23 protein-coding genes are annotated in these 25,085 nt (G+C 63.0%); 15 read left to right on the top strand and 8 right to left on the bottom strand.

Annotated features, from left to right (window positions below; genetic code table 11):
* The first annotated feature begins 227 nt into the window (after positions 1-227).
* From ACT9T4_RS09290 to ACT9T4_RS09335, 10 genes are all read left to right on the top strand, one after another.
* A complete protein-coding gene (locus ACT9T4_RS09290) occupies positions 228-1,574 on the top strand; it encodes an OprD family porin (protein ID WP_499116619.1) in 1,347 nt (448 codons plus the stop codon).
* 280 nt (positions 1,575-1,854) lie between these two features.
* Entirely contained in the window at positions 1,855-2,499 is a 645-nt protein-coding gene (locus tag ACT9T4_RS09295; protein ID WP_179539282.1) for a DMP19 family protein, read from the top strand.
* A gap of 63 nt (positions 2,500-2,562) precedes the next feature.
* On the top strand, positions 2,563-3,114 hold the full coding sequence (locus ACT9T4_RS09300; RefSeq protein ID WP_042554439.1) for a sugar O-acetyltransferase: 552 nt from the start codon (positions 2,563-2,565) through the stop codon (positions 3,112-3,114).
* Between the two features lie 161 nt (positions 3,115-3,275).
* Positions 3,276-3,914, top strand: coding sequence for a peroxiredoxin (locus tag ACT9T4_RS09305; RefSeq protein ID WP_042554440.1), 639 nt, complete (start codon positions 3,276-3,278; stop codon positions 3,912-3,914).
* Positions 3,915-3,923: 9 nt separating this feature from the next.
* Positions 3,924-4,511: an NADPH-dependent FMN reductase gene (gene ssuE, locus ACT9T4_RS09310; protein ID WP_042554441.1), complete on the top strand. Its 588-nt coding sequence runs from the start codon at positions 3,924-3,926 to the stop codon at positions 4,509-4,511.
* 112 nt (positions 4,512-4,623) lie between these two features.
* Positions 4,624-5,601 (top strand): sulfonate ABC transporter substrate-binding protein, encoded by a 978-nt coding sequence (locus ACT9T4_RS09315; RefSeq protein ID WP_042554442.1) that lies wholly within the window; start codon positions 4,624-4,626, stop codon positions 5,599-5,601.
* 58 nt (positions 5,602-5,659) lie between these two features.
* Positions 5,660-6,808, top strand: coding sequence for an FMNH2-dependent alkanesulfonate monooxygenase (gene ssuD / locus ACT9T4_RS09320; RefSeq protein ID WP_042554443.1), 1,149 nt, complete (start codon positions 5,660-5,662; stop codon positions 6,806-6,808).
* 54 nt (positions 6,809-6,862) lie between these two features.
* Positions 6,863-7,657 (top strand): aliphatic sulfonate ABC transporter permease SsuC, encoded by a 795-nt coding sequence (ssuC, locus tag ACT9T4_RS09325; RefSeq protein ID WP_042554444.1) that lies wholly within the window; start codon positions 6,863-6,865, stop codon positions 7,655-7,657.
* Positions 7,654-8,454, top strand: coding sequence for an aliphatic sulfonates ABC transporter ATP-binding protein (gene ssuB / locus ACT9T4_RS09330; RefSeq protein ID WP_042554445.1), 801 nt, complete (start codon positions 7,654-7,656; stop codon positions 8,452-8,454). The genes ssuC and ssuB overlap by 4 nt, the downstream gene beginning before the upstream one ends.
* 108 nt (positions 8,455-8,562) lie before the next feature.
* On the top strand, positions 8,563-8,778 hold the full coding sequence (locus tag ACT9T4_RS09335; protein ID WP_013793202.1) for a TOBE domain-containing protein: 216 nt from the start codon (positions 8,563-8,565) through the stop codon (positions 8,776-8,778).
* A gap of 207 nt (positions 8,779-8,985) precedes the next feature.
* Here ACT9T4_RS09335 and ACT9T4_RS09340 read toward each other — a convergent pair whose 3' ends face one another.
* A complete protein-coding gene (locus tag ACT9T4_RS09340; RefSeq protein ID WP_042554446.1) occupies positions 8,986-10,518 on the bottom strand; it encodes an AhpA/YtjB family protein in 1,533 nt (510 codons plus the stop codon).
* A gap of 180 nt (positions 10,519-10,698) precedes the next feature.
* Between ACT9T4_RS09340 and serB the strand changes: the two genes are divergently transcribed.
* Positions 10,699-11,913 carry a phosphoserine phosphatase SerB gene (serB, locus tag ACT9T4_RS09345; protein ID WP_042554447.1) on the top strand — a complete coding sequence of 405 codons (1,215 nt, stop codon included), beginning with the start codon at positions 10,699-10,701 and terminating at the stop codon, positions 11,911-11,913.
* Between the two features lie 43 nt (positions 11,914-11,956).
* On the opposite strand, the gene ACT9T4_RS09350 is transcribed toward serB, so the two are convergent.
* The 5 genes from ACT9T4_RS09350 to ACT9T4_RS09370 form a co-directional block, all read right to left on the bottom strand.
* The gene (locus tag ACT9T4_RS09350) at positions 11,957-14,020 is read right to left on the bottom strand and encodes an EAL domain-containing response regulator (protein ID WP_042554448.1); all 2,064 of its coding nucleotides are present in this window, start codon (positions 14,018-14,020) and stop codon (positions 11,957-11,959) included.
* A 57-nt stretch (positions 14,021-14,077) separates the two neighbouring features.
* Positions 14,078-15,880 (bottom strand): cyclic-di-GMP receptor FimW-related protein, encoded by a 1,803-nt coding sequence (locus tag ACT9T4_RS09355; RefSeq protein ID WP_042554449.1) that lies wholly within the window; start codon positions 15,878-15,880, stop codon positions 14,078-14,080.
* A gap of 130 nt (positions 15,881-16,010) precedes the next feature.
* On the bottom strand, positions 16,011-16,868 hold the full coding sequence (gene asd, locus ACT9T4_RS09360; RefSeq protein WP_179540120.1) for an archaetidylserine decarboxylase: 858 nt from the start codon (positions 16,866-16,868) through the stop codon (positions 16,011-16,013).
* Between the two features lie 58 nt (positions 16,869-16,926).
* Positions 16,927-17,742 (bottom strand): rhodanese-like domain-containing protein, encoded by an 816-nt coding sequence (locus ACT9T4_RS09365; RefSeq protein ID WP_042554451.1) that lies wholly within the window; start codon positions 17,740-17,742, stop codon positions 16,927-16,929.
* Between the two features lie 68 nt (positions 17,743-17,810).
* A complete protein-coding gene (locus tag ACT9T4_RS09370; RefSeq protein ID WP_042554452.1) occupies positions 17,811-19,322 on the bottom strand; it encodes an HDOD domain-containing protein in 1,512 nt (503 codons plus the stop codon).
* A 120-nt stretch (positions 19,323-19,442) separates the two neighbouring features.
* Between ACT9T4_RS09370 and motA the strand changes: the two genes are divergently transcribed.
* Together motA and motB are read left to right on the top strand one after the other, a co-directional pair.
* Positions 19,443-20,294, top strand: coding sequence for a flagellar motor stator protein MotA (motA, locus tag ACT9T4_RS09375; protein ID WP_042554453.1), 852 nt, complete (start codon positions 19,443-19,445; stop codon positions 20,292-20,294).
* Positions 20,295-20,299: 5 nt separating this feature from the next.
* Complete coding sequence (gene motB, locus ACT9T4_RS09380) at positions 20,300-21,328, top strand: flagellar motor protein MotB (protein ID WP_042554454.1); 1,029 nt, start codon at positions 20,300-20,302, stop codon at positions 21,326-21,328.
* 71 nt (positions 21,329-21,399) lie between these two features.
* Here motB and rsgA read toward each other — a convergent pair whose 3' ends face one another.
* Positions 21,400-22,431: a small ribosomal subunit biogenesis GTPase RsgA gene (rsgA, locus tag ACT9T4_RS09385; RefSeq protein WP_042554455.1), complete on the bottom strand. Its 1,032-nt coding sequence runs from the start codon at positions 22,429-22,431 to the stop codon at positions 21,400-21,402.
* 117 nt (positions 22,432-22,548) lie between these two features.
* On the opposite strand from rsgA, the gene ACT9T4_RS09390 reads away from it, so the two are divergent.
* Together ACT9T4_RS09390 and orn are read left to right on the top strand one after the other, a co-directional pair.
* A complete protein-coding gene (locus ACT9T4_RS09390; protein ID WP_042554456.1) occupies positions 22,549-23,364 on the top strand; it encodes a class I SAM-dependent methyltransferase in 816 nt (271 codons plus the stop codon).
* A gap of 27 nt (positions 23,365-23,391) precedes the next feature.
* Positions 23,392-23,934, top strand: a complete 543-nt coding sequence (orn, locus tag ACT9T4_RS09395; protein WP_042554457.1) for an oligoribonuclease — start codon at positions 23,392-23,394, stop codon at positions 23,932-23,934.
* A 62-nt stretch (positions 23,935-23,996) separates the two neighbouring features.
* Here orn and queG read toward each other — a convergent pair whose 3' ends face one another.
* Positions 23,997-25,064: a tRNA epoxyqueuosine(34) reductase QueG gene (queG, locus tag ACT9T4_RS09400; RefSeq protein ID WP_179539279.1), complete on the bottom strand. Its 1,068-nt coding sequence runs from the start codon at positions 25,062-25,064 to the stop codon at positions 23,997-23,999.
* Between the last annotated feature and the right edge of the window lie 21 nt (positions 25,065-25,085).

Below are 25,085 nucleotides of genomic sequence, written 5' to 3' on the forward strand. Positions count from 1 at the left end.
TTCTGCTTCCGCCACGTGACCCGCGCTTGAGCCGCGCGTCGAACAGAGCGGACTGCTGACAGAGAACCTTGTCAGGTCGGGCCGTATATTCAAAAAAGTAATTTATTAGTAATTATTGATTCTTTTTTGTTTTATTCGCCTTGGCTTAGCCTTGCACCTGCCAATAACTAGCGCTTATCGAGTCTGGCCGAGCCGGCTCGCGATCCATGCCCCGGAGCATCAAATCCATGAAAAAATCCACCCTGGCCCTGGCCGTCACCTTCGCCACGCTGGCGCAACAGGCCAGCGCTGCCGGCTTCGTCGAAGACAGCACCGCCAAACTCGACCTGCGCAATTTCTATTACGACCTGAACACCAAGAACACCGCCGACAACACGGGCGAAGCGAATGAGTGGGGGCAGGGTTTCATTTTCAACTACCAGTCCGGCTTCACCCAGGGCACCGTTGGTGTCGGCGTCGACGTGATCGGCCTGTATGGCCTGCGTCTGGATTCCGGCGGCAAGAACACCAAAGCCGGTCGTGATCGCACCCCGGGCCAGCTGTTCCCGCTGGAAACCGATGGCAGTGCCGTCAACGATTACAGCAAGGCTGGCGCTACCGCCAAGTTCCGCCTCTCGAAAACCGAGCTGCGCGTCGGCACCCTGCAGCCGAAGCTGCCGGTCGTGACCTTCAACGACGGCCGTCTGCTGCCACAGCTGTTCAACGGTGGCCAGGTCATCTCCAATGAGATCGATGGCCTGACCCTGACTGCTGGTCAACTGGAGCACACCAAGACCCGCTCTTCTACCGATGACATCGGTCTGCGCATCGGTGGCGCCGCTCGCCCGAATGGTACGGCTGTCGGCACGCCAATCGCCGATACCAACAAGTTCTATTTCGCCGGTGGCGACTACAAGATCACCAAGGACCTGACCGCCCAGTACTACTACGGCAACCTGGAAGACTTCTACAAGCAGCACTTCCTGGGCCTGGTCCATAACCTGGCTCTGCCGGCCGGTAATCTGAAAACCGATCTGCGCTATTTCAACAGCGGCTCCGATGGCAAGAACGGCAACCTGGCGGGCCGTAACGAAGGCTACCGCAGCAGCGGCTACTGGGCTGCTGGCGACACCAAGAGCGGCGAAGTCGACAACCAGACCTGGAGCGCCCTGTTCACCTACAGCCTGAGTGGCCATGCCCTGAGCGCGGGTTACCAGCAGGTTTCCGGCGACAGCGCTTTCCCGTTCCTCAACCAGGGTGACGGCTCCAGCTCCTACCTGATCACCGACCGTCAGATCGGCAAGTTCGCCAGTGCTGGCGAACGCACCTGGCTGGCCGAGTATGGCTATGACTTCGGTACCGTTGGCGTGCCTGGCCTGAAAGCTGTCGTCACTTACCTGAAAGGCGACAACATCGATGCCGCCGATGGCGAGCGCAAAGAGTGGGAGCGCGACTTCCGTCTGGATTACGCCGTTCAGCAGGGTTCGCTCAAAGGTCTGGGCTTCTCCTGGCGTAATGCTTCGCTGCGTGGCAACAACGCGACAGACGCCGACGAGAATCGTCTGATCGTCAGCTATAGCCTGCCGCTGCTCTAAGTTTTCCGGGTGGGGCGAAGCACCGCTTCCCTCGCCCTTTTTATTCGAGCCTGCCTGCGCCGGTCATGGGTTGCAGGCGCTCGGCGCGACAGCGGTTCGCCGCTTCGATCGCGAGCCTCCATTCCTCGTGGTGGAATCTTTACCGGGCGCAAGCCCGGTTTTTTATGCCTGCGATAAAGCTTACGGCCGCCGATGTGCAGGTGAACGCAGTTCTGCACGCTGTTCAGCGTCGCCAGGCTCTGGCATGGTCGGCTCCGACTTCATTCTGGTGACCAGGCCCATGCCCTATCATCGTTACCCCGAACTCGCCTTCCTGAAAATCGACCACCTGAGCTTCGATGAGCAGAAGGTGTTCTTTCATCTGCGCAATGGTCAGGTGTTTTCCCTGATCCAGGATGGCTATCTACGACTCGACCGTCTTTCACCCGCGCAGCGGCAGGACTATCGCCTGGAAAATCTGGGGTTCACCGCCAGCTGGCGACATCTGGGAGGCAGTTGCTGGGATGCTCCGGAACTGGCCTGGGAGGACCTGCAGAACCAGGCGTTGCGCCGTCTGGACGAAGCCGCTTGGGACCTCGAGGCGATCGAACTGCGAGATCGACAATTGGTGGCCTTATGGCGTCTCCAGGCCGACTACTACAACGGTGGCCTGCTGCAGTTCTTCGCCAACTGGGGCATGCCGACCTTCGAGTACGCCCAGGCCGCACTCGCCCTGCTGGGCCTGCAGCAGGCCCGTCAATTGTTGCAGGATTTCTACGGTGTATTCGCTCATCTGCAGGATGAGCCGACCGAAATCGCCCTGTGGGACATCCCGCAATGGCTGACCGAGGCGCAGAACGCACGACTCTGCGAGGTGGACGAGCGGTTGGGCGAGGCGATCGAGGAACTGCAGTGGGTGGCGCTTGGACATTTCCTGACGACCTGATTGGCGGAACCCCAGGGGGACTTCAGGTTCACTTACTGCACACCCCCAAAGGAAGCACCCGCCATGGCGCTCAGTGAAAAACACAAAATGCTCATCGGTGAGCTCTATCTGGCCAGCGATCCCGAACTGCAGGCCGAAAGCGCCGCCACCATCGCCTGGCTGGCGCGCTACAACGGCAACCTGGGGCTGTCACCTGCCGAGCGTACCCAAGTGCTGGGCGAGCGCCTGGCCAGCATTGGCCGGGGCGTGGTGGTGCGTTCGCCGTTTCACTGCGATTACGGCTTCAATCTCAGCCTGGGCGACGAGGTGTTCATCAACTTCAACTGCGTGATCCTCGACGTGGTGGCCGTGAGCATCGGCGACAAGACCCAGATCGGCCCCGGCGTGCAGATACTCACCGCGGATCATCCCCGTGCTCCTGCCGAGCGCGAGTCCGGCCTGGAATTCGGTCGGCCTGTGAGCATCGGTCGCAACGTATGGATCGGCGCTGGAGCGCTGATCCTTCCGGGAGTGACCGTCGGTGACGACGCGCTGATCGGCGCTGGCAGCGTGGTCACCCGCGATGTACCTGCTGGAGCGAAGGTCGCAGGTAATCCGGCGCGGCTGCTCGAATAGCGCCATGTCACTGGACAGGCCCGCCGTTGACGAGGTGCTGGCGCGTCTCGAGTCCATTAAGCTCATTTGGTTATAAATAAATCATTATTTATTCTTTTTAATATTCCGTGTTCCTGAGCATAGTGAGCGCCACGCAACGACTCACTTGAGGAGCACACAGCATGAGCATCCGCCTTGGCGACATCGCACCTGACTTCGAACAGGATTCCAGCGAAGGCCGTATCCGCTTCCACGAGTGGCTGGGTAGCCAGTGGGGCATCCTGTTCTCCCACCCTGCGGATTTCACGCCGGTGTGCACCACCGAGCTGGGTTTCACCGCCAAGCTGAAAGACGAGTTCGCCAAGCGCAACGTCAAGGCCATCGCCCTGTCCGTGGACCCGGTCGACTCCCACCTGAAGTGGATCGACGACATCAACGAGACCCAGAACACCGCGGTCAACTTCCCGATTCTGGCCGATGCCGACCGCAAGGTTTCCGAGCTCTACGACCTCATCCACCCGAATGCCAACGACACCCTGACCGTGCGTTCGCTGTTCGTCATCGACCCGAACAAGAAGGTCCGCCTGAGCATCACCTATCCGGCGAGCACGGGGCGCAACTTCAACGAAATCCTCCGTGTGGTCGACTCGCTGCAACTCACCGACAGCCACAAGGTGGCCACCCCGGCCAACTGGCAGGACGGTGACGATGTGGTGATCGTGCCTTCGCTGAAGGACGAAGACGAGATCAAGCAGCGCTTCCCCAAAGGCTATCGCGCCGTGAAGCCCTACCTGCGCCTCACCCCGCAACCGAACAAGTAAGGACATCCCATGTTGGTGGTTTTGCTGGGTGGCAGTCCGAGCCAGAAGTCACGCTCCAACGTACTGCTCGACAGGGCGCGGCAGTGGCTGCAGTCCCATGGTGTCGAGGTGGTGAGTTATCAGGTGCGTGACTTCGAGGCCGAGGATCTGCTCTTCGCCCGTTTCGACAGCCCGCGCATTCAGGGCTTGCAGGCCCACGTGGCTGCTGCCGATGGGTTGATCGTTGCGACGCCGGTATACAAGGCATCGTTTTCGGGCGCATTGAAGACCCTGCTCGACGTGCTGCCCGAGCGCGCGCTGCATCACAAGGTGGTGCTGCCAATCGCCACGGGTGGTAGCAGTGCCCACATGCTGGCGGTGGATTACGCCTTGAAGCCGGTACTGTCGGCGCTCAAGGCGCAGGAAGTACTGCACGGCGTTTTCGCCGATGACAGCCAGATTGCCTACACCGATACCGGTGGCGATCTGCTGCCGGTACTTGAACAGCGTCTGGATGACGCTTTGCAGCATCTGATCCAGGCACTCAACCGCCGGCCACAGCCGATCGAGCCGGGGCTGTTGAACGATCGCCTGATCAGTGGGCGCTGGAGCGCCTGAGTCAAGGATTCACACACATTTTCCACATGGGTGAAGGTTCACCCATCAACCACCTTACTAGCCCGCCAACGAGGCAGCAGGTGGCCAAACACTCAATGCAGAGGAGAGCGTCATGCGCACTATCACTTTGCGTCGGAGTCTGGTCGCCTTGTTTGCCGCGGCCATTTCCTTCGGCGCCATTACCCAAGCTCAAGCCGAGACACTGCGTATCGGCTATCAGAAATACGGCACCCTGGTGCTGCTCAAGGCCAAGGGGACGCTGGAGAAGCGTCTGGCCGACAAGGGCGTGGACGTCAAATGGACCGAGTTCCCCGGTGGCCCGCAGTTGCTCGAAGGGCTCAACGTAGGCTCCGTGGATTTCGGAGTGACCGGTGAAACGCCGCCGGTCTTCGCCCAGGCGGCCGGTGCCGATCTGCTCTACGTCGCCTACGAGCCGCCAGCCCCGCACAGCGAAGCGATTCTGGTACCCAAGGATTCACCGCTCAAGTCGGTGGCCGAGCTGAAAGGCAAGAAGGTCGCGCTGAACAAGGGCTCCAACGTGCATTACCTGCTGGTGCGTGCTCTGGAAGACGCGGGCCTGAAGTACAGCGATATCCAGCCCGTTTACCTGCCGCCGGCCGATGCCCGCGCTGCGTTCGAACGCGGCAGCGTCGACGCCTGGGTCATCTGGGACCCCTTCCAGGCGGCCGCCGAACAGCAACTGCAGGCACGCACCCTGCGTGACGGTGAAGGCCTGGTCGACAACCACCAGTTCTACCTCGCTACCAAACCCTACGCCGAGAAGAACCCGGAAATCCTTCAGGTGCTGATCGAAGAGGTCCGCGCCGTGGGCGAAGACTCCAAGGCCGACCCGGAAAAGGTTACCGACCAGGTCGCACCGCTGCTCGGCTTGCCACGGGACATCACCGCCATTGCCGTGAAGCGCCAGGGCTACGGCGCTGCAGCACTGACTCCGGAAGTGGTGACGGCGCAGCAGAAGATCGCCGACACCTTCACCGAGCTGAAACTGATCCCCAAGAAATTGAGCATCAAGGACGTGATCTGGACACCGCCGGCGTCCCTCGCAGCCGCTCAGAAAGCCCAGCAGTAAGGCATTCAGCTGCATGGTCACTGGCCATGCAGCGGCCCAATCCCAAGGAGACCACTCCATGAGTCTGAACATTTTCTGGTTTCTGCCGACCCACGGTGACGGCCATTATCTCGGTACCTCGCAAGGGGCCCGTGCCGTTGACCACGGTTATCTGCAGCAAATCGCCCAGGCTGCCGACCGCCTCGGTTTCGGCGGCGTACTGATTCCCACCGGCCGTTCCTGCGAGGATTCCTGGCTGGTCGCCGCGTCGCTGATCCCGGTGACCCAGCGCCTGAAATTCCTCGTGGCCCTGCGTCCGGGCATCATTTCTCCGACCGTGGCTGCACGCCAGGCGGCGACACTGGATCGTCTGTCCGGCGGTCGTGCGTTGTTCAATCTGGTCACCGGCGGTGATCCGGACGAACTGGCAGGCGATGGTCTGAACCTGTCCCACGCCGAACGCTACGAGGCGTCCGTCGAGTTCACCCGCATCTGGCGTCGCGTGCTGGAAGGCGAAGTGGTCGATTACGACGGCAAGCATATTCAGGTGAAGGGCGCCAAGCTGCTTTACCCGCCAGTCCAGCAACCGCGTCCGCCGCTGTACTTCGGTGGCTCCTCGGAAGCCGCGCAGGACCTCGCCGCCGAACAGGTCGAGCTGTACCTGACCTGGGGTGAACCACCGTCCGCGGTGGCCGAGAAGATCGCCGCCGTGCGTGAGAAGGCTGCGGCCCAGGGGCGCGAAGTGCGCTTTGGCATTCGTCTGCACGTGATCGTCCGGGAAACCAACGAAGAGGCCTGGAAGGCCGCTGACAAGCTGATTGCCCATGTCGACGATGACACCATCGCTCGCGCCCAGGCCTCTCTGGCGCGCTTCGACTCGGTCGGCCAACAGCGAATGGCTGCCCTGCACGGCGGCAGCAAGGACAACCTGGAGGTGTCACCCAACCTCTGGGCTGGTGTCGGCCTGGTGCGCGGTGGTGCCGGTACGGCGCTGGTCGGCGATGGTCCGACGGTGGCCGAGCGGGTCAAGGAATACGCCGCGCTGGGCATCGATACCTTCATCTTCTCCGGTTATCCACACCTCGAAGAGTCCTATCGGGTCGCCGAACTGCTGTTCCCACACCTGGACGTGAACCGCCCTGCGCTGCCGGAAGGCGCGAACTATGTCAGCCCGTTCGGTGAAATGGTCGCCAACGACATCCTGCCCAAGGCGGCGTCGGCCAGTTGAAACGCTGCCGGGCGTGGACGCCCGGCCATCCCGTGATGATTGTTGAGGTATGAAATGAGCAACACGTCTTTCCATAGCCTGGCCCTGCGCCTGGCGCCCTGGGCACTGCCCGTGGCGCTGCTGGTTGCCTGGCAGGGTTCGGTCGCCCTGGGGCTGCTGTCCACGCGCATTCTGCCGGCGCCCAGCGCGGTGTTCGAGGCCGGCTGGCAGCTGCTTTCCAGTGGCGAGATCTGGACCCACCTGGCGATCAGTGGCTGGCGCGCAGGGGTTGGTTTCGCCATTGGTGGGGGCATCGGTCTGGCCCTGGGCTTCATCACCGGCTTGTCGAAATGGGGCGAGCGCCTGATCGACAGCTCGGTTCAGATGATCCGCAACGTGCCGCACCTGGCGCTCATTCCGCTGGTTATTCTGTGGTTCGGCATCGACGAAAGCGCGAAGATCTTCCTGGTCGCTCTTGGCACGCTGTTCCCGATCTACCTGAACACCTACCACGGCATCCGCAACGTCGATCCGGCGCTGGTGGAAATGTCGCGCAGCTATGGTCTGTCCGGCTTCGCGCTGTTCCGTCAGGTGATCCTGCCCGGTGCGCTGCCATCGATTCTGGTCGGTGTGCGCTTCGCCCTCGGGCTGATGTGGCTGACCCTGATCGTCGCCGAAACCATTTCCGCCAGCAGCGGCATCGGTTACCTGGCGATGAACGCCCGTGAATTCCTGCAGACCGACGTGGTGGTGCTGGCGATTCTGCTGTATGCGGTGCTCGGCAAGCTGGCCGATGTCGCTGCCCGTGGCCTGGAGCGCGCCTGGCTGCGCTGGCATCCGGCCTATCAAACCAAGGCAGGTGCCAAATGACCGCTCTGCATAGCCTCAAGCGAGGCACGCCGCTGACCATTCGCGGCATTCAGAAATCCTTTGGCGAGCGCCAGGTACTCAAGGACATCGACCTGCGCATCCCTTCGGGCCAGTTCGTTGCCGTGGTCGGACGCAGTGGTTGCGGCAAGAGCACCTTGCTGCGTCTGCTCGCTGGCCTCGACCAGCCTACTGGCGGTGAGCTGCTGGCCGGTAACGGCACGTTGGCGGCGACCCGTGAAGATACCCGTCTGATGTTTCAGGAAGCGCGCCTGCTGCCGTGGAAGCGCGTGATCGACAACGTCGGCCTCGGGTTGACCGGTGACTGGCGACCCAAGGCCCAGCAGGTGCTGGAAGCTGTCGGTCTCGGCGAGCGTGCCAATGAGTGGCCGGCGGCGCTGTCCGGTGGCCAGAAGCAGCGCGTGGCCCTGGCCCGTGCATTGATTCACGAGCCGCGCCTGCTGCTGCTCGACGAGCCCCTGGGGGCTCTGGATGCCCTGACCCGTATCGAAATGCAGCAACTGATCGAGGGCCTCTGGCAGAAGCACGGTTTTACCGTACTGCTGGTCACCCACGACGTCAGCGAGGCCGTTGCCACCGCTGACCGGGTCATTCTGATCGAAGACGGTCAGGTTGGCCTGGATCTGGACGTGAATCTGCCGCGCCCCCGTAACAAGGGCTCGGCACGCCTGGCTTCGCTGGAAGCCGAGGTGCTCAATCGTGTTCTGCAACTGCCCGAGCTGCCACCGCAGCCCGATCCCGTTTCACCGCTCCCGACGCAACTGCGTTGGGCGCTTTAAAGCAGCGACAAGCTTCAAGCCACAAGCTGCAAGTAAAAAGCCCAGGCGCTCTGTTGTCGCTTGCAGCTTGAGACTTGCAGCTAAATTCGACCCTAGGAGAAATTCGACATGACCATTAAAGCCATCAACGTCCGTAACCAGTTCAAAGGCACCATCAAGGAAATCGTCGAGGGCGACGTGCTGTCGGAAATCGACGTGCAGACCGCAGCCGGCATCGTTACTTCGGTGATCACCACCCGTTCCGTGCGCGAGCTGGAACTGGGCGTGGGCAGCGAAGTGATCGCGTTCGTCAAGTCCACTGAGGTGTCCATCGCCAAGCTCTGATCGCTTCGCGCGGGAAAACGGCCGGCCTTGCGCCGGCCTTTTCGTGCCTGCTAGGTAATGCCCCATTCACAGTCCGAGCTGCGCGTTGCCTGCAGACTCCTCGTGTCAGTTGCGTAACGGGTATTGATGGGGAAGACGCCGCCCCCTTGTTCACCGCTTCGCTGGCGCGATGGTGGATGAGAAAGGCGCCATCCACCCCACGGGGGCCTAGCGCTCTTCGCGTAGCCTGGCCATCTGACGTTCGAGCAGCGCCGGATACGGATCGAGCAGGCGCTCGACGCAGCTGGCGCCCTCGGGGCTGGCGATGGCACGGATGCGGGCGCGCTGGCGCAGCGTGGCGTCTTCGCCTACGCGTCGTTCCACCAGCAGCAGGTTGCGGCTGTGCTGAGACAGGGCCAGGGCATCCTGTGCGGTTTCGCTCAACAGCAGGTCGCCTTGACTGAGACCCTGCAGGTCTTCACCCAGGGTCAGGCCGAGTTGCAGGTGCAGGGTGATGCCGCTGTCGGCAACTTCGATCTGCAGGGCGTGGCCCAGTGCGCGCAGCAGTTCACCGCAGCAGATGGCGTGAGTCAGGTAGTCGTCCTGGCTGTCCTGATGGTGGAAGAGCATCAGGCTGCTGCCATCGTTGAGGGTGTACAGCTGAGCCTTGTAAAGCGCCGCGGCCTTGTCCAGGCAGTTGCGGTAGCTTTCCAGAAGCTCCATCAGGCGGGTACGCGGCAAACGGCGCAGTTGCTCCTGAGCGCCCAGCTGGACCGCCAATACGGCACTCTTCTGCGGCGCAGCAGGTGCCGCCGGAGGGATGTGGGCAGGCGTCTCATCGCGGTCATACAGATCGGCGAAGGCATCGTCATCGGTGTCTTCACCGCGTCTGCGGCTTGGCGGATCGTAATCGTCGGTATCGAAGCGACTGTCGCGCAGGTCGCGAACTTCGAACTGCGGATCGTCGCGGCGATCCACTTCTTCGTCATCCTCGTCGTGCAGGAACTGCTCGTCCAGATCGTCGAGGTCGTCGAATTCCGGCTCTGGCTCCGGCTCGGGCTCCGGTTTTACCGGCGCGAGGCGAGCCTGCAGCTGCCGCGCCAGGTCGCCAATCTCGTCCTGGCGATTGGCGCCCGGGGCGTAATCATCAGGGTCACGCAGCCAGACCCGCATCTGCATCAGTGGCGTGGAGATCTGTCGGCCCAGGCGCAGGCTCAGCGACAGCGTCAGCGCCAGCAGGATGAGGCTGAGGATGCCCATGCTCTGCAGGCTGATGGTCATTGGCTGCTGGAATTGCTGCATGTCCAGGCTGATGCGCAACTGCCCGGCCATCACCTCCTGGAAAGTGATCGGCGTGGAGTACAGGCCCTCGGTCTCGCCGAGCATGCTCTTGCTGGGGCGGGTGCCGGCTTCCGCAAGGATGCGGTTGTCGACGCTGTAAATGGCCGCGTGCGCCACCAGCGGGTTCTTCACCAGGTTGTTGAGCAGCACGTTGAGGCTGAGGATGTCGTTGGACACCAGCAGTTCGGTGGCCGAGGCAGCCGTCTGCGTGATCAGGCTGCTGCCCAGTGCTTCGGCCTGCTGCTGCATGGCCTGCTTGAACTGCATGCCGATGACCCAGGCATAGATCACCAGCGCCATGGCCACCAGCAGCAAGCTGTGACTGACGACGCGCAATGCCAGCGGCACGCGACGTTGGCGCAGTGCACGGAAGAGCAGAAGGAAGAAGTTATCGGGTTTTACGGGGGCGGGCCGGTTCACAGAGCTCGGCTCTTGTCGACTGTAGATGCGGCGCAGTATAGCGAGCGACCCGCGCAGGGCAAAGCGCCGCGCGTGTCCGGAAGGCATTGAAAGTGGTTAGAATGTGCGTTTTTTCACCGGCCCTGCTGCACATCGCCGTTCGGCAGACCGTTCTTAGTCCTGCGAGCTCCGGAGTACGCCTTGCGCGAAATCGTCCTGATCAACATTACCGGTGAAGATCGGCCCGGCCTCACGGCTGCCATTACCGGCGTACTGGCCCAAGGTGGCGTGAACATTCTCGATATCGGCCAGGCGGTCATCCACGACACGCTGTCGTTCGGCATCCTGGTGGAAATTCCCGATACCGAGCGCGCGTCCTCGGTGCTCAAGGACATCCTCTTCACCGCCTACAAGCTCGACCAGCAGGTGCGGTTCACGCCGGTATCGGAAGACGATTACCAGAACTGGGTGGCCGGGCAGGGCAAGGCACGCCACAGCGTGACGCTGCTGACCCGCAAGGTCACCGCCGAGCAGTTGCAGCGCGTCAGTGCGATCACCGCCCGGTACGGGTTGAATATCGACCATATCGACCGACTGTCCGGGCGTATGCCGCTGGACATGCCGGTCGAGCAGGGCAAGGGTTGCATCGAGTTTTCGGTACGTGGCGAGCCGAGTGATCCGGCCGCTTTGCGGGCCGAATTTCTCAGCGTGGCCCAGGAGCTGAACGTCGATATCGCCTTTCAGGCCGATTCCCTGTTTCGCCGCAATCGTCGCCTGGCCGTGTTCGACATGGATTCCACCCTGATCGAGGCAGAAGTGATCGACGAACTGGCCAAGGCCGCCGGTGTCGGTGAGCAGGTATCGGAAATCACCGAGCGGGCCATGCGTGGCGAGCTGGACTTCCGCGCCAGCTTCAAGGAGCGCCTGGCCCTGCTGAAAGGCCTGGATGTCGGTGTGCTGGATGAAATCGGCGCGTCGCTGCGTCTGACCGAGGGTGCCGAGAACCTGTTCGCCGAGCTCAAGCGCCTGGGCTACAAGACCGCCATTCTGTCCGGCGGCTTCACCTACTTCGCCAAGCAACTGCAGGCCAAGCTGGGCATCGACTACGTGTTCGCCAACGAACTGGAAGTGGTCGATGGCAAGGTCACCGGTGTGGCCATCGAGCCGATCGTCGATGCGCAGCGCAAGGCTGACTTGTTGCGCGAGCTGGCGCACAAGGAGGGTTTGCGTCTGGAACAGACCATTGCCGTCGGCGATGGCGCCAATGACCTGCCGATGCTGGCCATTGCCGGGCTGGGTGTGGCATTCCGGGCCAAGCCGCTGGTCAAGCAATCGGCCAAGCAGGCGATCTCCACCCTGGGCCTGGACGGCCTTCTTTATCTGCTGGGTTTCCGCGACCGCGACGGTCAGCGGTAAGCGAGATGCAGCTGCAACGGGGCGGCCAGGCTGCCCCGTTGGCTCAATCGTCTGACGAGAAGTTGTAATCCATCGACTGACTCGGACCCTGCAGGTAGTAACCCTGAATGTAGTTCGTGCCGGCTTGCCACAGGGTGGCGAGGACGCTGGCGGACTCCACGAACGGCACGATGGTCAGCTTGGCCTGGCTATGCAGGCTGGCGAGCATGGTCTTCAGCGCTTCCTGATTGGCCGGATCGCTGAGGTCCTTGGCGAAGGAGCCATCCACCTTGACGAAGTCGACGGGCAGGTGCCTGAGCGTATTGAACGGGTTCAGCGCGCAGCCGAACTGACTCAGGGCGATATGGCAGTGCAGATCCTTGAGGCCGTGGGTCAGCGCTTTCACCTGTTTCAGGTAGGCAATGGCATCCGGTTCGCTGAACTGGAATACCAGGGCATCGGAAGGCAGGCGCGCGGCCTTCAGGGCGACACTGAGCCAGGGCAGCAGCGTCTGATCCTGCAGGCTGGCGCTGGACAGGTGCACGAACAGGCGTGTCGCGTGCCCTTTGGAACGGTGGTCGGCGAGTAGTTTGATCGAGCTGAGGATCACCCAGCGGTCGATCTTCTCACCCATTCCCGAGTCCCTGGCCACGGCCAGGAATTCCCCGGGCGGGACTTCCTGACCGGATGGGCTGAGCAGGCGCAGCAGCACTTCGTAGTGTTCGTGCTCATCGCCTCGCAGGCTGATGACCGGCTGGAACAACAGGCGGAAGCTGTTCTGTTCCAGCGCCTGCTGCACCATCGCCACGACACTGCCGCGGCTGGCTGCTGCGGCCAGTTCCTCGGCCGGGTCGAACAGTTTGAGGGTGCCCGGCTCGTCGATCTGATCGGCGCAGCGCTGCGCGCGGTCGATCACTTCACCTGCCTTGGGCGTGGTGTCGTTGAGGCCGGCAACGCCGATCGACAGGGTGGTTTGTGCGGTGCGTCCGTTGATGTCGAACAGGTGCGTCTCGGCCTTGCGCAGCAGGGCCTCGAGTTGCGGGCGCTGTTGCTGCGGTGTCATGCCCGCTTGCAGAACGGCGAACACATCGTCGCCGAAGCGCGCCAGATGGGCATCCTGCGGGAAATGCGTGCGCAGCATGCCGGCGAGGTCGGTCAGCAGCAGATCGATGGCGCCCAGGCCCATTTCGGCAAGCAGGGCGGCATAGCGATCGACGCGAATGTAGGCCAGGCTCGCCGGCTGTTCGTCGTTCACCGCGCGATGCGCTGCGGTATCCATCAGCTCGATGAAGTGGGCGCGGTTATACAGGCCGGTGACCAGATCCAGGCTGCTGATCTCCCGCAGCTTCTCTTCCAGTTCGGCGTTGCCGCTTTCGGCGCGGATCACTGCCTGGATGCAGGGCTCACCGTCGTAGGCTGCGGGGGAGAGGGTGACGCGCGCCGAGAACGTGCTTTCGTCGGTGCGCACACCTGCACAGGACAACTCGTGATCGTCCAGATGCTGATAGTTTTTCAGGAAGTCCTTGAAGGCACCCTGGTCGGCGCTGCCGATCAGGTCGATCATCGGCAGGCCTTCCAGTTCTTCGGCGTCGTCGAAGCCGAACAGCTCGAGGTAGGCGCGGTTGGCATAGATGTGCATGCCGTCGTGCACATAGGCGATGGCATCCACCGAGCTGTCCAGCAGCAGCTGGCAGCGCTTCTCCGCTTCGCGCAGGGCTACCTCGGCGGCGCGGCGGGCGCGGCGTTCCTCGAGGTTGACCAGCTCGCGACGGGCCACCAGCACCAGGCGCTCGTCCTCGCCCTGAGGCAACGCATCCTGAGCACCCAGCATCAGCGCCTCGGTGACGCTGTCGGGCTCGTTGTCGGCCAGCAGCAGAATGACCGGAATGTCCTTGCCCTGATGACGAATGCAGGAGAGCGCTTCGTGGGGCTCCAGGCATTCGCTGACGGGGGCGCAGATCAGCAGATCCCAATTGTGCTTGAGGGCTTCGAGCAGATCCTCGCTGGAGATCAGCCGATGTACACGGGTCGCGTTACCGGCATTACGGAACAGGCTGACGAGACGCTCTGCCTCATTCTGCGAATCTTCGAGAATCAGCAGGCGGATGGTTTTCTTTTCGATGGCCATTAGCGAGGTCGAATCTGCGATAAGACAGCAGAAGAATGCGGGAGGGTTTCCCGCAATCTACAGCGACTTCCAGAGTGAGTCAAAGTCTTCCTCCCCGGCCGGCCGGTGGGTTCCGGAGGCTGTGACGGAGGTCGCGTGATCGACGCTTTTCTGCTCGAGATCGTGATACTCGAACTGGCTGAAACTGCCGGTGCTGGCCTGTTTCTGGCTGAGCACGGCGCGGCGCTCCTTGCCACTGATGTTGATCAGCACCTTGCTACCTTCCTGGAAAGGCAGGCGTGGCGTGATCAGTGTGGCCGGGCGGGAAATGGCGGAGATTTCCGGGAGCAGCAGGGCGCGCAGGTACTGGCTGTTCTGTTCGGCCTTGCGTACCAGTTGCAGGCCGCAGGATTGCGCGTGTGGGGCGATCAGTTCGATGCCCATCTGCGTGCCGCCACCGCGTACCTGGCGAATCCAGCGTACTACGGCCACGCTCCAGCTCTGCTGCGGGTTGTCTCGGATGCCCAGCAGTTCACCGGCCTGCAGCTGGTTGGGCACTTCCTTCGGCCAGGACAGGCAATAGCCGCCAGGGCTGTGGTTGACGATCGACAGCGTGTAGCTCGGGAAGCCTTCGCCCGCCCCGGAGGCCGATTGTTCCTGGTCCTCGACGGGCTTGGGGTATTCGATTTCCTCGAACGGCAGACCATGTTCCCACTCGGTGCCGCGCCGTGCGTCCGGGGCGTTGGACCAGATATCCGGTTCGCTGCTGACCGGCTTGAACGAAGCGGTGGTTTCTATCGGCTGCTTGAGGATCTCGCTGAATGCCCGGCCGTTGGCCAGGTAGTAGTTCAAGGCGCTCATGCCGATGCACAGGGTCATGCTGCCAGTGCCCTGGGTGCGCTGGAAGGTGCGCTCGGAAATGTCGCCCCAGGCTGCAGCGGCATGCTGCAGCATGTCGATGGTGAAGCCATCCGGCACGGGCAGGCGCGACTGGCTTCTTTCCTCGGGCAGCAGATGCAGGTGGTCCTTGATGGCATTGACCAGCGGTGTCGGGTCGATACCCAGAGCGCCTTGCAACTCGCTTGGCTGGAACAGCGAGGTATAGCGCGGCGGCCCGTCCAGCTGGGGGGCGACGGCAAAGATGCTCGATGGATGGCCGCCAGCCTGCAGGTTGATCAGTGTGCTCCAGGCTTCCAGTGCTTCGGCCAGACGGGCGATGGCGCTCTGGCGCATCTGGTTGCAGCGTGAGCAGCCGATCAGCAGCGCCACGATATAACTCTGCTCGACGCTCAGCCCCTGGGTGTGGCGCGCCAGCGGGTCGCGGATCACCACCTTGTGGAGGTCCTGCTGATGAGCGATCAGGTAAAGCTGGTGCAGCTCCAGCCACAGCCCCTCGGGAACCGGACAGTACAGCTGGCTGGTACGAATCAGCGGGCCATTGAGGCTGTGAACGGCACGCTGCAGCGCGGTGCCGAGCAGTTGGTTGCGTTCGCGGTTCGGCTGGGCGGCGAGGCGTGAAATGATCAGCTTGTAGCCGATGGCCAGGTGGTTCTGCAGGGCCTGGCACAGATTGGCCACCTTGCGCGGGCGCTCGTCGAGGACGATGGCCTGGTTGAGGAAGTGGCGCTCCAGATGCTGACAGACGAAGTACACCTCGGGCCGCAACAGCTCGAGCAGCTGCAGACGGTTGTCCGAGGGGGTCAGCAACTGGTTGAGCTCGATCAGCGCCTGGTACAACTGGCGCGCGGTTTCACCGATGTTGGCCTTGGGCAGGCCGGCGATCCAGCGTTTCAGGTCACGTGGCGTGGCGTCGCAGAAAGTCAGGCCCTGCTTGGTCGGCGTCGGGACGCGGAGCAAAAGGTGGGGGCTCTGTTTATCCATCAAACTTTCTTACTCCAGCGCCAACATGCGAGCGAATCGTTCGGTAATCGTGAGGCGACTCTAGCAGCATCTGGCCATCGTCGCAGCCTTTGCACCAATCATGGCGAAGGCTGCAGGCCGTGCTGCCGGTTCACTGGCCGAGCAATTGGCCCATGCGCACGGGGCTATTGGCAGCCAGCTCCTCGGCCCATTTCACCTGTTCCGGGCCAAACAGCACGATGGCGGTAGAGCCGAGCTTGAAGCGGCCCAGCTCCGCACCCTTCTCGAGGCTGACCGGTGCCCGGGCGGCTTCGTCGTAGCGTACGGTCTTCAGTTCCCGCTTGGGCGGCGTGATCAGGCCGGCCCAGACGGTTTCGATGGAGGCGACGATCATCGCGCCAACCAGTACCACGGCCATGGGGCCGCGTTCGGTGTCGAACAGGCACACCACGCGCTCGTTGCGGGCGAACAGCTCGGGAACGTTTTCGGCGGTGGTCTGGTTCACCGAGAACAGGCGACCCGGCACGTAGATCATTTCCTTCAGGGTGCCGGCCAGCGGCATATGCACGCGGTGGTAGTCCTTGGGAGACAGATACACGGTGGCGAAATCGCCGCCCATGAAGGGCGCCGCGCGTTCGCTGTCACCGCCCAGCAGTTCGGTCACGCTGTAGCTGTGGCCCTTGGCCTGGAATACCCGGCCGTGCTCGATGCGGCCAAGCTGGCTGACGGCACCGTCCGCGGGGCAGAGTACCGCGCCAGGCAGATTGTCCAGCGGGCGGGCGCCTTCTTTCAGGGCGCGGGTGAAGAATGCGTTGAAGTGTTCGAATGCAGTCGGATCCTCGACCTGCGCCTCGCTCATGTCGACCTGATACTGCTTGGCGAACCAGGTGATCAGGCGATTCTTGAACCAGGGTGCCCGGCATTCGGCTGCGCAGCCGATCAGGCGCGACAGCAGGTGATGCGGAGTCAGGTACTGGCTGAGGATAAACAGGCGTTCTTTCATCTTTATTCCTTGGCAGCCCGGCATTTCTTGCCGGGCGAATTACAAGTGGACAATCAAGTCGCACTCACTGTTCGACAGGTGTATCGGAAAGATTGCCCCATTCGCTCCACGAGCCGGCGTAGGCCTTGACCCGTGGGTAGCCCAGGGCCTTGGCCACCAGATAGGTGAAGCCGGAGCGGCGATGGCTCTGGCAGTGGGTGATGATTTCCTTGTCGGCGCTCAGGCCCAACTGGTTCAACTGCTGGCCGATATCCTCGCGGATACGCAGGCCGCGGGCGGGATCCATGCCGGCCGTCCACTCGAAGTGGATGGCGCCGGGGATATGCCCCCCCCTGGCGGCCTGTACCTTTTCGCCGCGGTACTCCTCCAGCGAACGGGCATCCCAGATGGCCAGATCGTCGGCGCCCAGGCGCGACTTCAGGTAATCGAGGCTGGCCGTCGGCTCGTCGCTCAGCGACAGCCGCACCGGTGTGCTTTTCGGTTCGGGCACAGCCTGATCCAGCGGACGCTGCTCAGCCTCCCAGGCGGTCAGGCCACCGTTGAGAAAGTGATAGCGCGGGTGGCCGATTACATCCAGCAACCAGATGAAGCGCCCAGCCCAGCCGCCGCCCTCATCGTCGTAAACCACGTAGGTGGCGTGCGGGTGATGGCCAAGCTCGCTGAACAATTGCTCCAGTGCAGCCTGTTGAGGTAACAGGCCAGGTGCCGGCGGTCTGCCCAACTGAGTGCGTTTGCTGTCGACGAAACGGGCGCCGGGAATGTGCCCGGCCTCATAACGAGCACGGCTGCTCAGGTCGACCAGAATCAGGCTCGGTTCTTCCAGGCGCGTAGCGAGGTGCGCGGGCTCGATGACCAGCGGCAGTTCGTCGAAGGCAGTCATACGGGCCTCGTTGGCAGAAATGAGAACGGGATTGTAGCGCAGCCAGGGCCTGGGAAAAGAGCCGCGGTTCAGCGCTTACGTTTGCTGAACGTGTCCAGGGCGCGCTCTATGCATTGCGCGGTCTTGGCGAACGCCTGCAAAGCGGTATCGCTGATCGGTTTGCCGTGCAGATCGGCGAACAGGATCATCACCACCCGGTCGTTGCTGGCCAGGGAGCGGATCAGCAGGTGCTCACTGGGCAGCAGGGCCTTCAGATTGCCCGGCAGCAGCGCGGAAAACTGGGCGATATTGGCGGGCGTGAGACGCAATTGCGCAGGCGTCTGCAGCAGGCGACGCAGCACCTGGCTTTGCGCCGGGTCGACAGCCAGGCCGCTGGCGGTGGCGTCGACGCCAGCATGCTGTTGCACCTGCAGGCGGCTGTGGGTGCGGTCGGCGAGCAGCATGAGCAGGCGCGACAGGCCGGTCGCCTGCAAGGCCTGGCGGGCGCAGGTGGTGAGTTGCTGCACGTTGCTGAACGCCGTCGGCTGGGCGAGCAGTTGAGCGCACAGTTGTCGCCAGTCGGCGAGTGGCGACGTTGGCGCCGGCTTGGGCGGCTGGAAGTGCCGTACGTTCCAGGGCCAGAGCAGTGCCTCGGCCGGGTGCCAGAGGTCGGTGGTGTCCAGCTGCCGTGCGCTTTGCGCAGCATTCTGATGGATGTGCTGGTGCAGCTCCGGCAGTGGCATCTGCAGGTACAGGCTGTTGAGCCGCTGCCAGCGCCGGGTGTGACTGCCGGTCCAGGCGTTGTGCGCGGAAACGGCCAGCACGTTGGCCAGCAGGATGCTGTTGGCCGGCTGGGTCAGCCAACGCTGCAGCGTCGGGTCGGCGTCCAGTTCCTGCTGCTGACGCAGCGGGTCGTCGTGCTTGCGCGCCAGGCGCAGCGCCTTGGCCAGCAGGCGCCGGTCGTTGAGCAGCAGTTGATAGCCCTGAATGATCCACGCCGGCAGGCGCCAGTGTTCGGCCAGCGCCAGGCACAATTCGAACAGGGAAATGCCCAGCAACTCGCGTTCGACCCGCGCCGGCCGTTCGCCGTTGATCAGTACGCGCTGCTCCCAGGCCTCGAACAGATGAGGGTGAGCCGCCAGCAGTGCCCAGACCGGGGAGAGGAACAGCAGGCTGCCCCAGTGGATTTCCTGCCACAGCCTGGCGAGGCGTGCGGCGAACAGGCCGTTGGCCTGTTGCGCAGCATGCTGGCTGATCAACTGGATCTGCCGCAGCGGCTGGGGAATGTCGGCGACAGCCTTGGCCGGTATGCGCATCAAAAGCTCTTCGGCGCGTTTCAGGCCCAGGCGATTGAGGGCGGTTTCCAGGCTTTCTGCCGCTTCGCCAAGGCTGCTGCTCTTGCGATTGGCTTCGCGCAGCACGCAGAGCACCAGTGCCGGGCTATCCTGCATCAGGTCGGCGATCTCGCGCAGCGAGCGGCGGCTATCGCCCAGGGCGCGGCGAACCTGCTGGTGATAGTGGGTCGGGATGGGCAACACCTGACCGTCCAGCTGCTTGAGCCAGGCATCGAGGGTGCGCGGTAACGGCGTGCTTGCGACCATGGGGATATGCCAAAATGGCTTTTTTTAGACTTAACTGACTATAGTCTCGCGCATCTCTTCCGATAAGTAGAAGGGGTGTTTCGTGCATTCCCTTTCTTTTCACTTCAGTAAGTTTTCCTTATGGCCAAAATCATCGGCATCATCGTTGTCTTCGCTTGCGTCTTTGGCGGTTTTGTCGCGTCTGGCGGCAAACTCATGGCGCTGGTGCATCCCTTCGAGGTGTTGATCATCGGCGGTGCCGCGCTGGGCGCGTTTCTGCAGGCCAACCCGGGCAGCATGTTCATGACCGTCCTCAAGAAGTCGTTGAAGATGTTCAAGTCGCGCTTTACCCATGATTACTACCTGGAAGTGCTGCGCCTGCTCTACGAGATCCTCAACAAGGCGCGCCGCGAAGGGATGATGGCCATCGAGGCCGATCTCGAGGATCCCGCGGCCAGCCCGATCTTCAGCAAGTATCCGGCGGTGTTGGGTGATGAGCGCATGGTCGCCTTCATCTGCGATTACCTGCGCATCATGTCCTCGGGCAACATGGCGCCGCACGAACTGGAAGGCCTGTTCGACATGGAACTGGTTGGCCTGAAGGAGGAACTCGAGCATCCCGCCCATGCCGTGGCGAAGATCGCCGACGGCATGCCGGCCATGGGTATCGTGGCGGCTGTACTGGGTATCGTGATCACCATGTCGATCCTGGCCGAGGCGGACAACGCGCAGATTGGCGAGAAAGTCGGCACGGCACTGGTCGGTACCTTTCTCGGCATTCTCGCCTCCTATGGTTTTTTCGGTCCATTGGCCGCCGCCCTCGAACACGATGCCAAGGAAGAACTGAACGTCTACGAGGCCATCAAGGCAGGCCTGGTCGCCTCCGCCTCCGGAATGCCGCCGTCGCTGGCGGTGGAGTTCTCGCGCAAGACCCTCTACCCGGCGCACCGCCCAAGCTTCAGCGAGCTTGAACAGGCAATGCGCGGGAACTAAGCACCATGGAAAACAACCAGCCGATTATCGTCAAGCGGGTCAAGAAGGTCGCCGGGGGCCACCATGGTGGTGCCTGGAAGATCGCCTTCGCCGACTTCGCCACGGCGATGATGGCCTTCTTCATGGTGATGTGGCTGATGTCCTCGGCCACGCCCGAGCAGAAGAAGCTGATTTCCGGCTATTTCAAGGACCCTATCGGTTTTTCTGAAAGTGCCAGCCCCTACGTCATCGACCTGGGCGGCTCGCCGACCCCATCGCCGGATCGCACCCTCAACGAACAGCCCCAGGAGGCGCCGGGGGACGAAGCGGACACTGATCCCAAGGATCCTGCCGAACTGGACGCCGAGCAGGCCGAGGCCAAGGCCGAAGAGGTGGAGCGCGAGCGTCTGGAGTTGCTGCTGCAGGAACTGCAGAACAAGGTCGAGCAGGACCCGCAGTTGCAGCGTTTCAAGGATCAGATTCTTTTCGAGATTACCCAGGACGGTCTGCGCATTCAGATCGTCGATGCCGAGAACCGGCCCATGTTCGCCCTGGGCAGCGCCCAGTTGCAGCCCTATTTCGAGGACATCCTGTTCGCCCTGACCGACACCATCAAGGCGGTACCGAACAAGATCAGCGTCAGCGGTCATACCGATGCCAAGCCGTTCGCCGGCGCTGGTGGTTTCGGCAACTGGGAGCTGTCGGCCAACCGCGCCAACGCCGCGCGTCGGGTGTTGATCGCAGCAGGTTACGACGATGCTCAGGTGGCGCGGGTGGTCGGGTATGCATCTTCGGCGTTGTTCGACCGCAACGATCCGTTCAATCCGGTCAATCGCCGTATCGATATCGTGGTGCTGACCAAGAAGGCTCAGCGCAACATCGAAGGTGAGCAGGGTGGCGGCGAGCTGGCGCCCGATCCAGCACCGGATGCGCCCGCTGGTGGTGCTGGTGGTACTGGTGCACCGGCTGGTGCGCCGTTATCCAACGAGCAAGTGCGTGAACGGTTGAACATCTTCGAAGACGGCACGCTGCAGGTGGATCAGCCCGAGGAGTGATCGGGCTGCATGGCCAAAGCCCGCTGAGTGGGTACGCCCGGGCAGTGGTGCCTGGGCGCTGCTGCCCTCATTCAGTACTCGGCCTCCGGCAGGCTGGCGAGAATGTGCCGGTAGCTGTTCATCCGCTGCGGCTGAATGCGCCCATCCTCCAATGCCTTGAGCAGTGCACAGCCTGGCTCGCGGTCGTGCTTGCAGTCGCGGAAGCGGCAATGGCCGAGCAGCTCGGCGAACTCGATGAAGCCAGCCTCCACGTCGTCCCGGCTAACGTGCACCAGACCGAATTCCCGGATACCCGGTGAGTCGATCAGCTGGCCGCCACCGGGGAAATGGAACAGCCGTGCCGTGGTGGTGGTGTGTGTGCCCTTGCCGGTCAGTTCGGACAAGGGGCCGACTCGGGTGTCGACGCCCGGTAGCAGGCTGTTGACCAGCGACGACTTGCCCACACCGGACTGGCCGACGAATACGCTGATATTGCCATCGAGCTGCTGCTTGAGCTGCTCCATGCCATCACCTTCCAGGGCGGACACTTCCAGCAGCGGGTAACCCAACTGGCGGTACACGCCGAGCAATGCGTTCAGCGCCGTTTCATTCTGTGCATCGATCAGATCGGCCTTGTTGAGCAGCAGCAGTGGGCGGATGCCGGCATGCTCGGCTGCAACCAGGTAGCGGTCGATCAGGTTGGCATGGGGCTCGGGCAGTGGCGCGAAGACGATGACGATCAGATCGACGTTGGCCGCTACCGGCTTGAGCTGGCCACGGGTGTCCGGGCGACACAGCTCGGTGTCGCGTGGCAGTTGGGCGACGATCACGCCAATACCCTGGTTGCCGGGGCGCCACACCACCCGGTCGCCGGTAACCAGAGTCGGCAGGTTGGCGCGCAGGTGGCAGCGGAAAATCTGGCCTGACAGCTCGCCGTCCGTGGCCTCGACTTCCACTTGCACACCGAAGTGAGCGATCACCAGGCCGGTCTGTTCCGGGCCCAGATCGCCGCCTTCCAGGGTTTCCACCACGCGGGATTCGCGTTTGGCCGCACGTGCGGCACGTTCGCCCTGGATTTTTTCGATGCGCCAGTTTTGCCGGCGGTTGAGTTGGCGTTTGGCCATGGGGCTTCCGAGTGTGTGATGCGCTGAAAATGGAGGCGAGTCTAGCATGCCCCGAGGGCGGCAATTTGCGCATGCCAGCGCTAGACTGGCCATCCATCTTTCATTGAGCCTTGTGGCATGGCCGTCTTTTATCGCGCGCTGCATCGGTTGGGTGAGCGCTACCCAGCGTTGCTGGCATTGCTGATCCAGCTCGTCGTCACCCTGTGCATGGGGCTGGCCATCGTCGCTGTCGCGCAGTTGTCCAGCTGGCGGCCAAGTCCGCTGGCGGCCGGTCTGCTGCATGGCCTGCTGTCGGCCAGCCTGGCGCGCTGGTTCGGCCTGTCGCGCTGGTGGTGGTGGCTGAACCTGCTGTTCGCGCCCGCTCTGCTGCTGGCCAGTGGAGCACCGTTGCCGTCCTGGCTGTTTCTGCTCGGGTTCCTGCTGCTGTTGCTGTTCAACTGGAACAGTTTCTCCGAGCGGGTGCCGCTGTACCTCACCGGCGCTGGTAGCCGTCGCGAGCTGGCGCGGTTGCTGGAGGAGCGGGGTGAGCGCTTCGCTTTCGTCGATCTCGGCTGCGGCCCGGCGGGCACGCTGTTATGGCTGGCGCGGCGCTTTCCCCAGGCCCGCTTCACCGGCGTCGAGACTGCGCCGCTGTCCTATGCCATCGCCTGGCTGCGCAGCATCGGTCAACGCAATTGCCAGATTCGTTACCAGAACCTCTGGCGCAGCGACCTTGCCGCGATCGACGTGGCCTACTGCTTCCTGTCCCCGGCGCCCATGCCGGCGCTCTGGGACAAGGCCCGGCTCGAGCTGCCAGCAGGTGCCTGGCTGATCAGCAACACCTTCGACATTCCCGGTGTGGCGCCGCAGCGTGTGGTGCAGTTGAAGGACTGGCGCGATTCGCGCCTGCTGCTCTGGGAGATCGACGGCGCGCAGGGCGCGGCGATTAGCTAGAATGGCGGCACTACAGAGGAGCGCAGCATGCAGAATCCACAGAACCTGATCTGGATCGACCTGGAAATGACCGGTCTCGATCCCGAGACGGACGTCATCATCGAGATGGCCACCATCGTCACCGACACCGAGCTCAATGTGCTGGCCGAAGGCCCGGTGATCGCCGTGCACCAGAGCGATGAACGCCTGGCCGCCATGGACGAGTGGAACACGCGCACCCACGGTGAAAGCGGCCTCACCCAGCGGGTTCGCGAGAGCCGTGTCAGCCAGGCCGAAGCCGAAGCGCAGACCATCGCCTTCCTGGAAAAGTGGGTGCCGAAGGGCAAGTCGCCGATCTGCGGCAACAGCATCGGGCAGGACCGCCGCTTCCTCTACCGCTACATGCCGACACTGGAAGCCTACTTCCACTACCGCTACCTGGATGTCTCGACCCTGAAGATTCTCGCCGAGCGCTGGGCGCCTGGGGTTAAGGATGGCTTTCTGAAAAAAGGCAGCCATCAGGCGCTGGACGACATCCGCGAGTCGATCGCCGAGCTCAAGTACTACCGCCAGCACCTGCTCAAGGTCTGAGGGCGGCAGCGTCAAGCCGCAAGCCTAGAAGCCAGTAGCCTGGGTTGGCCGAAGGCGTAACCCTAGGCGCGTCTGGCGTGTTGATCCAGCGCCCACTGCACGTGCTCGCGCACCAGCTCAGACGGATACTCGCGGCGCGCTTGCAGCGCTTCCAGCACCGGGATGGTCGACGGTGCGTTGCCCAAACCGACGGCCAGGTTGCGCAGCCAGCGCTCGTAGCCGGCGCGGCGCAGCGGTGAGCCCTCGGTGCGGCTGAGAAACTCCTCCTCGCTCCAGCGAAACAGCTCGGCCAGCTCGGCGTTGTCCAGGCTGTGCCGTGGCTGGAAGTCGCCCTGCTCGGTGGCTTTGGCGAAGCGGTTCCAGGGGCAGACCATCTGGCAGTCGTCGCAGCCGAACACGCGGTTGCCAATGGGAGCTCGCAGATCCTCGGGTATCGGACCTTTCAGTTCGATGGTCAGGTAGGAGATGCAGCGCCGTGCATCGAGCACGTAAGGGCCGACGAAGGCCGCCGTCGGGCAGACGTCCAGGCAGGCGCTGCAGCGACCGCAGTGTTCGCTGCCGTGGGGCGGGTCTTCGGGCAGCGGGATGTCGACGAACAGCTCACCGAGAAAGAAGTAGCTGCCGGCCTTGCGGTTGAGTACCAGCGTGTTCTTGCCGATCCAGCCCAGGCCCGACTGTTCGGCAATAGCCTTTTCCAGCACCGGTGCGCTGTCGACGAAGGCGCGGTAGCCGAATGGCCCGATGGCCTGCTGAATGCGCTCGGCCAATTGTTGCAGGCGTTTGCGGATCAGTTTGTGGTAATCACGGCCCAGGGCGTAGCGCGAGACGTAGGCCTTTTCAGGTTCCTGCAGGCGTTGCGCCATCTGTGTGTCGCCGGGCAGGTAGTCCATGCGCAGCGAGACCACCCGCAGGGTGCCGGGTACCAGTTCGTCCGGATGTGAACGTTTGCGGCCATGTGCGGCCATATAGTCCATCTCGCCCTGGTAGCCGGCATCCAGCCAGCGCTGCAGGTGCGCCTCGTGTTCGCCCAGCTCCAGGCCGCTGATGCCAACCTGCTGGAAGCCCAGTTCGCGCCCCCAGTCCTTGATGGACTGGGCGAGGCTGGTGAGGTCGGGGGTGGCGTCAGTCATGCTGGGCGGGAATCTGGATAG

Source organism: Pseudomonas sp. SZ40, assembly GCF_052958135.1.

Coding starts and splice junctions, on each gene's coding strand:
- motA (WP_042554453.1), top strand. CDS start 19,443: ATGGCCAAAATCATCGGCATCATCGTTGTCTTCGCTTGCGTCTTTGGC.
- ssuD (WP_042554443.1), top strand. CDS start 5,660: ATGAGTCTGAACATTTTCTGGTTTCTGCCGACCCACGGTGACGGCCAT.
- ssuB (WP_042554445.1), top strand. CDS start 7,654: ATGACCGCTCTGCATAGCCTCAAGCGAGGCACGCCGCTGACCATTCGC.
- ACT9T4_RS09315 (WP_042554442.1), top strand. CDS start 4,624: ATGCGCACTATCACTTTGCGTCGGAGTCTGGTCGCCTTGTTTGCCGCG.
- motB (WP_042554454.1), top strand. CDS start 20,300: ATGGAAAACAACCAGCCGATTATCGTCAAGCGGGTCAAGAAGGTCGCC.
- ACT9T4_RS09390 (WP_042554456.1), top strand. CDS start 22,549: ATGGCCGTCTTTTATCGCGCGCTGCATCGGTTGGGTGAGCGCTACCCA.
- orn (WP_042554457.1), top strand. CDS start 23,392: ATGCAGAATCCACAGAACCTGATCTGGATCGACCTGGAAATGACCGGT.
- ACT9T4_RS09350 (WP_042554448.1), bottom strand. CDS start 14,020: ATGGCCATCGAAAAGAAAACCATCCGCCTGCTGATTCTCGAAGATTCG.
- rsgA (WP_042554455.1), bottom strand. CDS start 22,431: ATGGCCAAACGCCAACTCAACCGCCGGCAAAACTGGCGCATCGAAAAA.
- ACT9T4_RS09300 (WP_042554439.1), top strand. CDS start 2,563: ATGGCGCTCAGTGAAAAACACAAAATGCTCATCGGTGAGCTCTATCTG.
- ssuC (WP_042554444.1), top strand. CDS start 6,863: ATGAGCAACACGTCTTTCCATAGCCTGGCCCTGCGCCTGGCGCCCTGG.
- ACT9T4_RS09365 (WP_042554451.1), bottom strand. CDS start 17,742: ATGACTGCCTTCGACGAACTGCCGCTGGTCATCGAGCCCGCGCACCTC.
- ssuE (WP_042554441.1), top strand. CDS start 3,924: ATGTTGGTGGTTTTGCTGGGTGGCAGTCCGAGCCAGAAGTCACGCTCC.
- ACT9T4_RS09335 (WP_013793202.1), top strand. CDS start 8,563: ATGACCATTAAAGCCATCAACGTCCGTAACCAGTTCAAAGGCACCATC.
- ACT9T4_RS09290 (WP_499116619.1), top strand. CDS start 228: ATGAAAAAATCCACCCTGGCCCTGGCCGTCACCTTCGCCACGCTGGCG.
- ACT9T4_RS09305 (WP_042554440.1), top strand. CDS start 3,276: ATGAGCATCCGCCTTGGCGACATCGCACCTGACTTCGAACAGGATTCC.
- ACT9T4_RS09370 (WP_042554452.1), bottom strand. CDS start 19,322: ATGGTCGCAAGCACGCCGTTACCGCGCACCCTCGATGCCTGGCTCAAG.
- ACT9T4_RS09295 (WP_179539282.1), top strand. CDS start 1,855: ATGCCCTATCATCGTTACCCCGAACTCGCCTTCCTGAAAATCGACCAC.
- queG (WP_179539279.1), bottom strand. CDS start 25,064: ATGACTGACGCCACCCCCGACCTCACCAGCCTCGCCCAGTCCATCAAG.
- ACT9T4_RS09355 (WP_042554449.1), bottom strand. CDS start 15,880: ATGGATAAACAGAGCCCCCACCTTTTGCTCCGCGTCCCGACGCCGACC.